We start from the raw sequence: 13,483 nt of genomic DNA, 5'->3' as shown, positions 1-13,483 counted from the left end.
CGATTCCGTGGAATCGCCCTTGTATTTGCTGCCCTGCGCGTGCTTACTTTTTCGTCACGCTCACCAGCTTGATCTCGAACAGCAAGCCGGCATAGCCAGGAATCTTCGGCGGGCTGCCCGCCTTGCCATAACCGAGGTCATACGGAATGGCCAGCACGCGCGTGCCGCCGACCTGCATGCCGACCAGGCCGCGGTCCCAGCCCAGGATAACCCGGCCGATACCGAGAGGGAAAGTAAAACCGGTGCCTTCCGCACTCGCATCGAATTGCACGCCCTTGTTGCCCGGCTTGCTTGCGTCATACAGCCAGCCCGTGTAAGTCACCAGCAGGGTATCGCCCGCTGCCGCTGCCGTACCGGTACCGACCACCGGATTGGTAATGGTCAGTTCTTTCACTTGCGTATTCGGGTCGAGCACGACCGGCTTCTCGGTGTTGGCAGCAGCACCGCAAGCGGTCAGGGCCACGGCACAAGCGAGGGTGGCGATCATTTGAAATACCGATTTCATGGTTTCCCTTTAAATATTGGTGTGTGGCTGAGGCCCGTACGGTGCGGACCGGTGCGAGCAGCAGTTTAACAGGAGTCGCGCAGCCAATTTGTAAGCAGACGTAAGCACGGCGGAAGATTACGCAACAATACAACATTGCCAGAATAACCATCCCGCCGCATTGTCATGTCTAGATTTCCACCTGCGTGCCCAGTTCGATCACCCGGTTGCTCGGGATCTGATAGTAGTCGGCCGCCGTGCGCGCGTTGCGCGACATGGTGACGAACAGGTGCTCGCGCCACGGCATCATGCCGGCGCCCGGCGTCGAAATGATGGTCTGGCGCGCGATGAAGAACGACGTTTCCATCATCTCGAAATCCAGTCCCTGCTGCGCACACTGCGCCAGCGCGGATGGAATGTCCGGTTCATCCTTGAAGCCGTAATGCACATTGACCTGGTAGCACTGGTGGCCCAGGTCCACCACGCGCACGCGCTCCGATGGCGCCGCCCATGGCTCTTCATGCATGAAGACGGTAAGGAAAATGACGCGCTCATGCAACACCTTGTTGTGGAGCAAGTTATGCAGCAGCGCATGCGGCACGCCATCCGTTTCGCCGCGCAGGAAGATGGCCGTGCCCGGCACGCGCAGCGGCGGCGCGATGAACAGCGACGAGAGGAAATCGTCGAGCGGAATCGCATGCTTTTCCAGGTTCTGGAACACCAGCTGGCGACCGCGCTTCCAGGTCAGCATGACGATGAACAAAATCGAGCCCAGCAGCAGCGGGAACCAGCCGCCATGGAACAGTTTCAGGGCAGTCGCCGACACCAGGTTGACGTCGATGATCAGGAAAAAGCCCGTGGCGGCCCAGCACAGGGCCAGGTTCATCTTCCAGCGGTAGCGGATGACGAAGAACGTCAGGATCGTGGTCGACAGCATGGTGGCCGTCACGGCGATACCGTAGGCGGCGGCCAGGTTTTCCGACGAGCCGAAGCCGACGACGGCCAGCAGCACCACGGCCAGTTGCAGCCAGTTCACGGCGGGGATGTAGATCTGCCCGATTTCGCTTTCCGACGTGTGGCGCACGCGCATGCGCGGCAAGAAGCCCAGCGCGATCGCCTGCTTGGTCATCGAGAAGGTGCCGGAAATGGTCGCCTGCGAGGCGATCACGGTGGCCATGGTCGACAGGATCACCAGCGGATACACGCTCCACGCGCCCAGCTGCTGGTAAAACGGATTCGTGACGGCTTCCGGATGCGCGAGCAGCAAGCCGCCCTGGCCCAGGTAGTTCAGCGCCAGCGCGGGAAAGGCGATCAGGAACCAGGCCAGGCGGATCGGCTTCTTGCCGAAGTGGCCCATGTCGGCGTACAGCGCCTCGGCGCCCGTCAGCGCCAGCACCACGGCGCCCAGGGCAACGAAGGCAACGAAGCCGTTATTCATCAGGAAGGTCGCCGCGTGCAGGGGATTGAGCGCGGCCAGGATGGCTGGCGACTTGATGATGTTGACCACGCCCATGCCGGCCAGCGCGGCAAACCACAGCACCATGATGGGGGCAAAATAGCGGCCGATGCCGGCCGTGCCGTGCGATTGCACCGAGTACAGCGCCACCAGCACGACGATCGTCAGCGGCACGACATACGGACTGAAGGCGGGCGTGGCCACTTCCAGGCCTTCGATCGCCGACAGCACGGAAATGGCCGGCGTGATCACGCTGTCGCCATAGAACAGGGTGGCGCCGAAGACGCCGATCACCATCAGCGGGAAATGCCAGCGCGACAGGCGGCTGACGGACGACAGCACCAGTGCCATCAGGGCCATGATGCCGCCCTCGCCGCGGTTATCGGCGCGCAGCACCAGGGTCACGTACTTGAGCGAGACGATCAGGGTCAGGCCCCAGAAGATCAGCGAGACGATGCCCAGCAGGTTCTCGGGCGACAGCATCAGGCCGTGGGCCGGGTCGAAAACGGTCTTCAAGGTGTACAGCGGACTGGTACCGATATCGCCGTAAACGATGCCGACGGCCGCCAAGGTCAGGCCAGCCAGGCCGCTTTTTTTATGTTCCGACGTCAAGATTGCACCCGTTTTTGTTTTGTTGCATCGCACAATATGATAGGTATTAGCAAATAGCAAGAGTATTTTTGCATGGTTCCGCAGCTGCCCCAAAGTCGTGGTTTTGTGCCGCTCCGCCTTGCTGCGCGGGCTTGCGGCCATTGATTTGTTGCCATTCTACGCCTCGCCAGCGGCGCCGGGCAGCCCCCGATGTTTTCAGCCATAATGACAGACTGTCTACTCTCCTGCGAAGCCCATCATGAATCCAGGCATGTTGTACGCCTCCCTCGCCTTCCTGTGCTGGGGCCTGTTCCCCCTGTACTTTCATGCCATCGGCGAGATCGCGCCGCAGGAAATCCTCGCGCACCGCATGGTCTGGTCGCTATTGTTCCTCGGTATCGTGCTGACCGTGCGCCGGCAGTGGAGCTGGCTGGGCAGCCTGAAAGCGCAGCCCAGGGTCGTGGCCAGCTTCGTCGCCAGTGCGTTCTTACTCTCGGCCAACTGGTTCATCTATATCTGGGCCGTCAACAACGGCCACGTGGTCGACGCCAGCCTCGGCTACTTCATTACGCCCCTGATCAATGTCATGCTGGGCTTTTTGCTGCTGCACGAACGCCTGCGCCGCCTGCAGTGGCTGGCCATCGGCCTGGCCGCCTGCGGCGTGGCCTGGCTCACCTGGCAGGCGGGGCAAGTGCCCTGGATCGCCTTGCTGCTGGCGGCCTCGTTCGGCGGCTATGGCCTGCTGCGCAAAACGGCCGCGCTGGGCGCGCTGGAAGGCCTGTCGTTCGAAACATTGATTCTGTTTCCCCTGGCGCTGGCCTACATGCTGTGGCTGGCATGGCATGGCCATAGCGGCTTCGTCAATACAGATTCCACCGCCACGCGCGTGCTGCTGCTGGCGTCCGGCCCCATCACGGCCATTCCCCTGCTGCTGTTTGCCGCCGGCGCGCGCCGCCTGCCGCTGGCCGTGCTGGGACTATTACAATACATCGCGCCCACGGGCCAGCTCCTGATCGGCGTATGGGTCTTCCATGAATCGTTCACGCCCGAGCGCATGCTGGGCTTCCTCGTCATCTGGACAGCGCTGGGCCTGTATGCGGCCGAAGGCCTGTGGAGCAGCCGCCGCGCGCGCGTGGCCGCCTGACCGGCCCGTTCCGGCAACGCACAGCGCTGGCCGGAAGCGGGCGTTTACCGTATCCTGTCCGTCTTTGTATATCACCCGAGATTTCTAATGGCAAATTACGTCTACACCATGAATCGCGTGGGCAAAATCGTCCCGCCCAAGCGTCAGATTCTAAAAGATATTTCCCTCTCCTTCTTCCCAGGCGCGAAGATCGGCGTGCTGGGCCTGAACGGCTCCGGCAAATCGACCCTGCTGAAAATCATGGCAGGCATCGACACCGACATCCAGGGCGAAGCCGTGCCGATGCCGGGCCTGAACATCGGCTACCTGCCGCAGGAACCGCAGCTGGACCCGGCAAAAACCGTGCGCCAGGAAGTGGAATCGGGCCTGGGCGAAGTGTTTGAAGCGCAAGCCAAGCTGGAAGCCGTGTACGCCGCGTATGCCGAGGAAGACGCCGATTTCGACGCCCTGGCCACGGAACAGGCACGCCTGGAAGCGATCATCTCGACTTCCGACGGCGGCAATTTGAATCTGCAGCTGGAAATGGCCGCCGACGCGCTGCGCCTGCCGCCATGGGACGCCACCATCGGCGTGCTGTCCGGCGGTGAAAAGCGCCGCGTGGCGCTGTGCAAGCTGCTGCTGTCCAAGCCCGACATGCTGCTGCTCGACGAGCCGACCAACCATCTGGATGCGGAATCGGTCGATTGGCTGGAACAATTCCTGCTGCGCTTCCCCGGCACCGTGGTGGCCATCACCCATGACCGCTACTTCCTCGACAACGCGGCAGAGTGGATCCTGGAGCTGGACCGCGGCCACGGCATTCCATGGAAGGGTAACTACTCGACCTGGCTGGACCAGAAGCAAGCCCGCCTGAAGCAGGAAGAGGCGACGGAATCGGCGCGCCAGAAAGCGCTGCAGAAGGAATTGGAATGGTCGCGCCAGAACCCGAAAGCGCGCCAGGCCAAGTCGAAAGCCCGCCTGGCCCGCTTCAACGAGCTGTCCGAGCACGAATACCAGAAACGCAACGAAACGCAGGAGATCTTCATTCCCGTGGCAGAGCGCCTGGGCAATGAAGTCATCGAGTTCAAGAACGTGTCGAAAGCGTTCGGCGACCGCTTGCTGATCGATAACCTGAGCTTCACCGTGCCGCCAGGCGCCATCGTCGGCATCATCGGCCCCAACGGCGCCGGTAAGTCGACCCTGTTCAAGATGATCACCGGCAAGGAAACGCCGGACAGCGGCGAAGTGGCCATCGGCCAGACGGCGCGCGTATCCATCGTCGACCAGAACCGCGATAGTCTCGCTGACAACAAATCCGTGTTCGAAGACGTATCCGGCGGCGCCGACATGCTGACGGTCGGCCGCTTCGAAATGCCGTCGCGCGCCTACCTGGGCCGCTTCAACTTCAAGGGCTCGGACCAGCAAAAGCAAGTGGGCAACCTGTCCGGCGGTGAACGCGGCCGTCTGCACCTGGCGAAAACCCTCTTAATGGGCGGCAACGTCCTGCTGCTCGATGAACCGTCGAACGATCTGGACGTGGAAACCTTGCGCGCGCTGGAAGACGCCCTGCTGGAATTTGCCGGCAGCGTCATGGTCATTTCCCATGACCGCTGGTTCCTCGACCGTATCGCCACGCACATCCTGGCCTTCGAAGGCAACTCGCAAGTCACCTTCTTCGACGGCAACTATCAGGAATATGAAGCCGACAAGAAGAAACGCCTGGGTGAAGAAGGCGCGAAGCCGAAACGCATCCGCTACAAGCCTTTGACCACGTAATTTCGGTCTGGCCATGCAAAAAGGCAGTTACCGCGGTAACTGCCTTTTTTTCAGCACATTTCCAGTTCTTAAAACCGTAGCGAACGGCAACGAGTTGTGGCTGAGAAGCGGAACTGTGCTTTAGCACGGGGCCGCCGAGGCAGTGAGCATCGGAGGCTGCAAATCGCGCCGCGCAGTAGGTTTTTAGAAGTTGTAGCGTGCGCCTAAAGCGAGGCCCGTAGCCTTGCGGCCCTGGTCGGCGCTCTTGCCGAAGTGTTCCACTTCCGCCGTCAGCGAGACTTTCTCGTTGATCGCGTACTGGGCGCCGACGGAAGCGTACACGCCCGTCTTGTCGTTGCCGCTGATGCCGGTCGACAGGCCCGTGCCGCTCAGGCTATTCTTGACCTTGGCCACGCCGAGCTTGCCGAACACACCGACCTTGTCGGTCACGGGCATGGTGGCCTTGCCGGCCAGGTAATAACCGTGCGAATCGCTTTTCACGGAACCGTTGCCGGCGCCGGTGACATAGCTGTAATCCTTGCTACCGAAATCGGCATAACCACCCTCGACCGCCCAGGTCTTATCGAAATCGTAACCGGCGAAGATCTTGGCGCCTGCCTTGTAGCCGCTGTGATTATCGGCGCTGGTGGCGCCAGGAATATCGAAGTTATAACGGTTGCCCGTGACGCCGGCACCCACATAGGCGCCTTCGGCGTGTGCGGCGCTCATGCCGGTCAGTGCGGTAACGGAAGCGATCATTGCAAACAGGATTTTCTTCTTCATCATGTTCTCTCTCTTAATTGGTAAATGTTCCTAGATTCATGCCTGGATTCGCAGTTCAGCGAAGTGCGATGAGGACACAATAACAGCCCAAAAAAGCTACGTCTTTCACCATTCCGTAAGAACTGTGACAAGATGTAAGCCGAGATTCCAAACTGACAATAACCGTAAAATGCGCCCCGTTGAGCGAACTTAAGATAGACTTAAGAACATTATCGATTTTCAGCCAGAGGAGAAGTGCATGCATAAACGCCAGTTTCTCGCCGCCGCCATGGCGGGCGCGGCACTGCCCACCGTCGCCCGGGCGGCACCCGCCGGCTTGCGCGGTCCGGCCTTGCTGACCGTCACGGGCAGCATCGACAAGCCCAACCGCGGTCCGTTCGACGCCGTGCGCGACCAGATGATGCACAAGCAAAAGATCAGTTTTGAGCGGGCGCGGGCATTCGACTTTGCGGCGCTGGCGAACTTGCCGGCGCGCACGATCCACCCCACCCTGGAATACGACGGCAAGGCGCATGCCTTGCGCGGGCCGTTGCTGGTCGATGTATTGAAGGCGGCGGGCGCGCCCGAGGAAGGTGAGATTCGCTTGCTGCTGCGCGCCGTCGATGGCTACGCGGCGGCGCTGACCATGGCGCAGGCGCGCGCCCAGCGTTTTATTGTCGCCACCCACCTGGACGGACAAGCGATGGCGCTGGGCGGGCTGGGGCCGCTATGGGCGATCCACGATGCGGACCGCATCGCGGCCGTGGCGGCCCTGCCCCTGGCCGAACGCTACGCCAGCTGCCCGTGGGCGCTGTATCACATTGGCGTGGAGACAGGCTGAGGCGGTTGAGGCAGATTATGCGTAGGCTTCCGCCATCGACATCACCCGTGGTGTGATAACGATGCCATGCTCCTCGAACAGGGCCGTGATAGCCGCCAGGTTCTGCGTGCACTCCTCGGTTTTCCAGCCCTTGAAGATATCCGTGCCATCCTTCTGGAAATGCAGGTCCAGCACTTTGCCCCCATCCTTGTGCAGGTAAGGCGAGCTATAGGTGTTCTCGAAGCCCAGCGCCTTCAATTGCCCCAGCAACGCTGACGGTGGACGGTCGGGATCGGTGGCGAGAAAAATGCCGAAGGTCTTGCCAGGCGGCTTGGCGGCAATGTCGACCTCGTAGATGCCGGGGGCCTTGCTGACGGACGTACTCTTTAAAAATAACATGCAACACTCCCTGCGCGTAATATCCTGCGCCTGAAACGGGCGGCAAGACAGGGGCGGTGCGCAATGATTCCCCTCGTCAAATCTTATTGCTAATTGGCATCTTTGTCGACAAATCGGCACTTTTATTTGGTAAGTCGTGGTTATCTTGTCGCGTTCGCCAGGGTAAATTATCAATAAAACCAGTTATCATTGCGCCAATACCCACCCTGCTGCATACTTTTGGCTTGCGTCACGATAGCCTTCCCGCCGGCCACTCCCCGTCTCCATGCGTCTTCTGTCGATCAAATACCGCCTGCTCATCCTCCTGACCCTGATCCTGGGGGCGGGCTTCATGGCGACCAGCCTGGCCAGCTACCTGGCCTCGCGCCAGGCCATCGAACACGGCATCGCCGACCAGACCCTGCCGCTGACGGGCGACAACATTTACTCGGAAATCCAGAAGGACATGCTGCGCCCTGTCTTCATTTCCTCGCTGATGGCGCACGACACCTTCGTGCGCGACTGGATACTGGCGGGAGAAAACAAGCCGGAGCAGATCGTGCGCTACCTGGCCGAGGTCAAGAAGAAGTACGGCGCCATCACCAGCTTTCTCGTCTCGGACAAGAGCAGCAAATATTACTATGCGGGAGGCACCTTGAAATCCGTCAGCCCGCAGGCGACGCGCGACATCTGGTACTACCGCGTGCGCGCCATGGACAAGACCGATTATGAAACGAACGTCGACATCGACATGGCCAACCGCGACAGCATGACCATCTTCATCAACCACCGCGTGGTTGACTACGACGGCCAGTTCATCGGCGCCACCGGCATCGGCCTGACCCTGGACACCATGAGCCACATCATCGACCGCTACCAGGCGCGCTTCCACCGCAACATCTATTTTGTCGATGCCGCCGGTACCCTGGTATTGGCGGGCAAGACCATGCGCAACGGGCGCGGCAACATCCGCAGCCTTCCCGGCGTGCGCGCCATTGCCGAGCAAATCATCAACCACCGGAGCGAACCGACGCATCTGTCGTACCAGCTGGGCCGCGCGGAAATCCTCGTCAATTCGCGTTTCATCCCCGAACTGGGCTGGTACCTGGTGGTCGAGCAGAATGTCAGCGACGAAGTCCAGTCGCTGCAGCGCGTCTTCATCTTCAACCTGGCCATCAGCTTTGGCGTGACCGTGCTGGTACTGGTGCTGACCTTGCTGACGGTAAACCGCTACCAGCGCCGCATCGAACGCATCGCCTCGACGGATGCGCTGACCGGGCTATTGAACCGCCAATCGCTGGAATTGCTGTTCCAGCGCGCCATGCTCCTGTCCAGACGCAACGAGCAGCCGATGTCGGCCATCCTCTTCGACATCGATTTCTTCAAGCGCGTCAACGATACCCACGGCCACCTGTGGGGCGACAAGGTCATCCGAGGCGTGGCCGACGTGGCGCGCGCCACCGTGCGTGAAAGCGACGTCATCACGCGCTGGGGCGGCGAGGAATACCTGGTACTGCTGAATAACTGCAGCCTGGCGCAAGCGGCGGAAGTGGCGGAAAACCTGCGCGCCGCCATCGAAAGCCACGATTTCGGCCTGCCCGCGCCGCAGCTACCCGTGACGATCAGCCTGGGCGTGGCCGAGTACCGGCCGGAGGAGAGCGAATCGGCCTTCTTTTCACGCGCCGACAGCGCGCTGTACCAGGCCAAGCATCACGGCCGCAACGGCGTGCACGCGGCCTGAGTCATCCGCCGCGCTTGCGCCTGGCCAGATCCTGTGTGGGCGCCACCAGCGCCCGGTACAGCTCGCCCGTGGCGGCATCCCAGCTTTGCACGGCCAGCTGCTGGCGTTGCACGGTGGCCGAATCGCCGCGTGCGATGGGGCCGGACAGCGCCGGCGCGGCGCCCAGACGAAATACATTGGCCACCGCTTCCGTCACCAGCGGCTGCGCCAGTTCGCGCGCCACCGGTTCGGGAATGCCGGCCGCCTGATACGCGCGCAAGGCCGCGTCGAGCACCGTCACCAGGTAATTGCTGGCGAAGACGGCGGCGGCGTGATACAGGGTCTTGCCGGCCGGATCGATGGGCACGGGGCGCGCGCCGATGGCATTCAAGGCCGGCGTGAGGAAGGCCAGCGCCAGCGGATCGCCTTCCACGCCGCAAAACGTGCCGTCGAAGGTAGCGGCCACCTGTGCCGGGTCGGCAAAGCTGCGGATCGGGTGGGCGCTGGCGACAAACGCGCCGGCCTGCGTGGCCGCCAGCAGCACGTTCGAGGCCAGCGCGCCGCTGCAGTGAAACACGATGGCGCCCGCCTGCCGTCCTTCGGCCACCAGCGCCGCGCAGGCCGGGCCGATCTGGTCGTCGGAGACTGCCAGCATGGTGACGTCGGCGTGGCGCAAGGCCGCATAGCTGTCGACGGGCGTGCCGGCGCCGATGAAAGCGACGGCCGCTTGCGCCGAGGCCATCGACCGTGTCAGCACATCCTGCACGAGGATTTTTCCACCATGCGCCCCCTCGGCTTGCGCAAATAAACGGCCCAGCACGCGGCCCACGTGGCCGGCGCCGATGATATTCAAAGTCACATTCATGGCGATGGTCTAGAAACTCGATCCCGGCTGGCGCAAAAATTCCAGCTCTTGCGGCGTGGAAGCGCGGCCCAGGATGGCGTTACGGTGCGGGAAGCGGCCAAAGCGGGCGATCACTTCCTGGTGGCGCTCGGCGTAGTCGAGCATGCCCTCAAAACCGGGCTGCGCCTGCGACAGCAGCTGGAACAGCTCGACGGCGCGCGCCTGCATGGCCAGGTCTTCCGCGTGTTCGAACGGCAGATAGGCAAAAGCGCGCAGCATCGGCGGCAGCTGGCGGTCCTGCCCCGCTTGCGTCAAGGCGATGGCCAGCGCCAGCGCCCGTGCATCGCCGGCAAAGGCGCGCGGCGTGCCGCGATACACATTGCGCGTGAACTGATCGAGCACGATGAGGCGCGCCAGCGCGCCGTGCGGCGTCGCATCCCACTCGCGCAAGCCGCCGTCGATGGCGGCATCGATCAGCGCGCCGAAACGCGCGCGTATCTGCGCGTCGAAAGCATCATCCTTGCGGAACCATTCCGCGCGCGACTGGCCATAGTCTGGGTTATCCGGCGGCAGGAACCAGAAATCGAGTACCTCTTGGGCCTGTGCATCCATGTCCATCCTCTCAGCATCCAGATCAATTGCGGGCATGCGACAGCTGGAAGCCGGCGATGCCTTCGAAGGCGGCCAGTTCTGCCGACATGGCCGACAGGCTGGCGCCCGTGTTCTTGCCATGCGCGATGGCGACAAAGCGCCATTCCTGCATGCCGTCGTTGCTGCCGATGGTCAGCGAGCCGCCGGCGATATCGTAGCCGCGCTTGGCGGCCATGCGCCGCAGCGCATCTTCGCGGGGAATGAATCCTTGCTTGAAGCGCATGGTGATGGCCACCGCGTGGCGCGACGGCAGCCAGTTCTCCAATTTTGACAGAAAAATCATCGCCATCGCGCACAAAAAGGCCAGGCCCATGGCCGACAGATAAAAGCCGATGCCGACCATGATGCCGATCACGGACGAAGCCCAGATCGAGGCGGCCGTCGTCAGGCCGCTGATATTGAAACCCTCGCGCATGATCACGCCGGCGCCGAGAAAACCCACGCCCGTGACGATGCCCTGGATCACGCGCGTGGGGTCGCTGCCGACGATGGCGCCATGGCCGCCGTACCAGAACTCGGGATAGCCGCCCAGCACCGTCAGCGCGGCCGAGGCCATGCACACCAGGCTGTAGGTGCGCATGCCGGCAGCGCGCCCGTGATACGAACGCTCGTAGCCCACCAGCAAGCCCAGCAGCAGCGCACCGAGCAGGTTCAGCAGGATCACGCCATTCGTCGCCAGCTCGGCCGGCGACCAGTAGGCGCGCAGGAAGTCGATGGTCGGCATTTAGGGCTTTTTCGTCAGCTGCTTTTCAAATGCCACATCGAGCTTGCTGACGCGACGCGCCTTTTGCGGTCCCAGGCCATTGACGAAGGCGACAAAGGCATCGAGTTCCAGCGGCGGGCACAAGGGCGGCAAGCCGGGACCTTCCGTGAGGAAAAACAGTTCATCGCCCGTGCGCGCCATCGTGTAGAGGCGGTTGCCGGTGCGTTCCTTGAGCCGCTCGATGGCGGAGGTGGCGCGGGTCGAGCGCATCAGATGGCTCCCGTGCGCTGTTCCAGCCACGCCAGCGCAGGCGCATCGGTCAGCGCGGCCAGGTGCGGCGCCAGGCGCTCGCGCACGGTGGCGTGATAGTCGTTGAGCCAGGCCGCCTCGTCGTCGCGCAACAGCGAGCGTTCCACGCAGCGCGTATCGATCGGGCACAGGGTCAAGGTTTCGAAGCGCAGGAATTCGCCGAACTGCGTCGTCCCTGCGGGTACGTTCAGCACCAGGTTCTCGATGCGGATGCCCCACTGGCCGGGGCGATAAATGCCCGGCTCGATGGACGTGATCATGCCTGGTTCCATGGCCGTCTGCGGCTCCGGCATGGCGGACTGGGAAATCGATTGCGGTCCTTCATGGACATTGAGGAAAAAGCCCACGCCGTGGCCCGTGCCATGGCCAAAGTCGATGCCTTCGGCCCACAGCGGTGCGCGGGCAATCGCGTCGAGCATGGGCGACTTCACGCCGCGCGGGAACTGCGCGCGCGACAGGGCGATCATGCTGCGCAAGACCAGGGTGAAATCGCGCTTGTGCTCGGCCGTGATCGTGCCGACGGGGACCACGCGCGTGATGTCCGTGGTGCCGCCCCAATACTGGCCGCCCGAGTCGATCAGCAGCAAGCCGTCGCCTTCGATGGTGGCTGCCGAATCCGCATGCGCGTGGTAATGCATGATGGCGCCATGCGCATTGAAGCCAGCGATGGTGCCGAAGCTGGGGCTGACAAAGTGCGCGCGGCGGGCGCGGGCGGCCGTCAGGTGCTCGTCGACGCCGATTTCCGTCAACGGCGCGCGCTGCGGGTCGGCCAGGGTAGCGTCCAGCCAGCTGAAAAATTCGCACAGGGCGGCGCCGTCCTGCTCCATGGCGGCGCGCACGTGGGCCGCTTCGGCATCCGTCTTGCGCGACTTGGCCAGGGTGGTCGGGTTGATGGCTTCCACCACCCGCACGCCCTCGGCCACGGCCTGGCGCGTGCCGAACGTGATGCGGCGCGGATCGAGCAGCAAGGTGGCGCCGGCCGGCAGGGCGGCCAGCGCGGCCGCCTTGCGGTCATACGCGGCCACGTCCACGCCTTCGCTTTCCAGGGTGGCGCGCAGGGCGGCCGGCACTTTGCCGTCGGCGACGAACAGGGTGGCGCGCTCCGGTCCCACCAGCGCGTGCGCGAGGAAGACGGGGTTGTAACTGACATCGGCGCCGCGCAGGTTGAACAGGTACGCGATATCGTCAAGAGTGGAAATCACATGGTGGCTGGCGCCGTGAGCCGCCATGCTGGCGCGCAGGGCCGCCAGTTTTTGCGTGCGCGACAGCGACGGATACGCGGCCGCATGCTCAACCACGGGCGCGGCGGGCATGGCCGGGCGATCGGGCCAGACGGCTTGCAGCACGTCGGTGTCCGTGCGCAGGGTCACTTGCTCACCCAGCGCCTGCTGCAGCAGGCGCGCATTGGCCAGGCCCAGCACGGCGCCGTCGACGGCGACAGTCTGCCCCGGCTGCATGGTCTCGCCCAGCCAGTCGATATACAGCACGCTGGCGCCGGACGGGGTTTTTTTGAGGACGATGCCGCTGCCGGCCAGCTCGTCTTCCGCCTGTTCCCAGTAGCGGCCATCGGTCCACACGCCGGCGACATCCTGCGTCACGACCAGGGTGCCGACGGAACCCGTAAAGCCCGACAGCCACTCACGGCCCTGCCAGCGCGCCGGCAGGTACTCGGACAAATGCGGGTCGGCCGATGGCACGATCAGGGCATCGATATGCTGCGCGCGCATGGCGCTGCGCAGCAAGGTCAAACGGGAGGCGGGATTACTGTGAACGGTTGTCTGCATGGCGGCGAAAAGGTGCTGTGCTGGGAAGCGATCATGATACTCCGATTGCCGGCAATGCAGTACTCACGCAGCCTCAGGGCCAGGATCAGATCAGGATGCCGGG

The 13,483-nt window shown here is 63.1% G+C and carries 13 protein-coding genes; 4 read left to right on the top strand and 9 right to left on the bottom strand.

What is annotated here, in order from left to right:
• Positions 1–43 precede the first annotated feature (43 nt).
• Together ACQ4WO_RS15570 and ACQ4WO_RS15565 are read right to left on the bottom strand one after the other, a co-directional pair.
• Positions 44–505, bottom strand: coding sequence for an FKBP-type peptidyl-prolyl cis-trans isomerase (locus tag ACQ4WO_RS15570; RefSeq protein WP_436482229.1), 462 nt, complete (start codon positions 503–505; stop codon positions 44–46).
• Positions 506–674: 169 nt separating this feature from the next.
• Entirely contained in the window at positions 675–2,552 is a 1,878-nt protein-coding gene (locus ACQ4WO_RS15565; RefSeq protein ID WP_436482228.1) for a potassium transporter Kup, read from the bottom strand.
• A 238-nt stretch (positions 2,553–2,790) separates the two neighbouring features.
• Between ACQ4WO_RS15565 and rarD the strand changes: the two genes are divergently transcribed.
• Both rarD and ettA read left to right on the top strand, forming a co-directional pair.
• On the top strand, positions 2,791–3,675 hold the full coding sequence (gene rarD / locus ACQ4WO_RS15560; RefSeq protein WP_436482227.1) for an EamA family transporter RarD: 885 nt from the start codon (positions 2,791–2,793) through the stop codon (positions 3,673–3,675).
• 87 nt (positions 3,676–3,762) lie between these two features.
• Positions 3,763–5,430, top strand: a complete 1,668-nt coding sequence (gene ettA / locus ACQ4WO_RS15555; RefSeq protein ID WP_034752850.1) for an energy-dependent translational throttle protein EttA — start codon at positions 3,763–3,765, stop codon at positions 5,428–5,430.
• Positions 5,431–5,613: 183 nt separating this feature from the next.
• Here the strand turns inward: ettA and ACQ4WO_RS15550 are convergent, their stop codons facing one another.
• Positions 5,614–6,195 carry a porin family protein gene (locus ACQ4WO_RS15550; protein ID WP_034752848.1) on the bottom strand — a complete coding sequence of 194 codons (582 nt, stop codon included), beginning with the start codon at positions 6,193–6,195 and terminating at the stop codon, positions 5,614–5,616.
• A gap of 235 nt (positions 6,196–6,430) precedes the next feature.
• On the opposite strand from ACQ4WO_RS15550, the gene ACQ4WO_RS15545 reads away from it, so the two are divergent.
• Complete coding sequence (locus ACQ4WO_RS15545) at positions 6,431–7,012, top strand: putative pterin-binding protein (RefSeq protein ID WP_436482226.1); 582 nt, start codon at positions 6,431–6,433, stop codon at positions 7,010–7,012.
• A 15-nt stretch (positions 7,013–7,027) separates the two neighbouring features.
• On the opposite strand, the gene ACQ4WO_RS15540 is transcribed toward ACQ4WO_RS15545, so the two are convergent.
• Positions 7,028–7,390 (bottom strand): hypothetical protein, encoded by a 363-nt coding sequence (locus ACQ4WO_RS15540; RefSeq protein WP_436482225.1) that lies wholly within the window; start codon positions 7,388–7,390, stop codon positions 7,028–7,030.
• 265 nt (positions 7,391–7,655) lie between these two features.
• Between ACQ4WO_RS15540 and ACQ4WO_RS15535 the strand changes: the two genes are divergently transcribed.
• Complete coding sequence (locus ACQ4WO_RS15535; protein ID WP_436482224.1) at positions 7,656–9,110, top strand: sensor domain-containing diguanylate cyclase; 1,455 nt, start codon at positions 7,656–7,658, stop codon at positions 9,108–9,110.
• A gap of 1 nt (position 9,111) precedes the next feature.
• Here the strand turns inward: ACQ4WO_RS15535 and ACQ4WO_RS15530 are convergent, their stop codons facing one another.
• From ACQ4WO_RS15530 to ACQ4WO_RS15510, 5 genes are read right to left on the bottom strand one after another with little or no spacing between them, the layout of a single operon-like run.
• A complete protein-coding gene (locus ACQ4WO_RS15530; protein WP_436482223.1) occupies positions 9,112–9,954 on the bottom strand; it encodes a Rossmann-like and DUF2520 domain-containing protein in 843 nt (280 codons plus the stop codon).
• 9 nt (positions 9,955–9,963) lie between these two features.
• A complete protein-coding gene (locus ACQ4WO_RS15525) occupies positions 9,964–10,551 on the bottom strand; it encodes a DUF924 family protein (RefSeq protein WP_436482222.1) in 588 nt (195 codons plus the stop codon).
• A gap of 16 nt (positions 10,552–10,567) precedes the next feature.
• Positions 10,568–11,308, bottom strand: coding sequence for an MgtC/SapB family protein (locus ACQ4WO_RS15520; protein WP_092713279.1), 741 nt, complete (start codon positions 11,306–11,308; stop codon positions 10,568–10,570).
• Positions 11,309–11,557, bottom strand: coding sequence for a hypothetical protein (locus tag ACQ4WO_RS15515; RefSeq protein ID WP_034752831.1), 249 nt, complete (start codon positions 11,555–11,557; stop codon positions 11,309–11,311).
• Positions 11,557–13,380, bottom strand: a complete 1,824-nt coding sequence (locus ACQ4WO_RS15510) for an aminopeptidase P family protein (protein WP_436482221.1) — start codon at positions 13,378–13,380, stop codon at positions 11,557–11,559. Before ACQ4WO_RS15510 ends, ACQ4WO_RS15515 begins: the two co-directional genes overlap by 1 nt.
• Between the last annotated feature and the right edge of the window lie 103 nt (positions 13,381–13,483).

It is taken from the genome of Janthinobacterium aestuarii (assembly GCF_051380835.1).
Lineage (GTDB): Bacteria > Pseudomonadota > Gammaproteobacteria > Burkholderiales > Burkholderiaceae_D > Janthinobacterium > Janthinobacterium aestuarii.
Note: the sequence above shows the minus strand (reverse complement) of the source record. Positions and strands in the feature narration are given on the sequence as shown.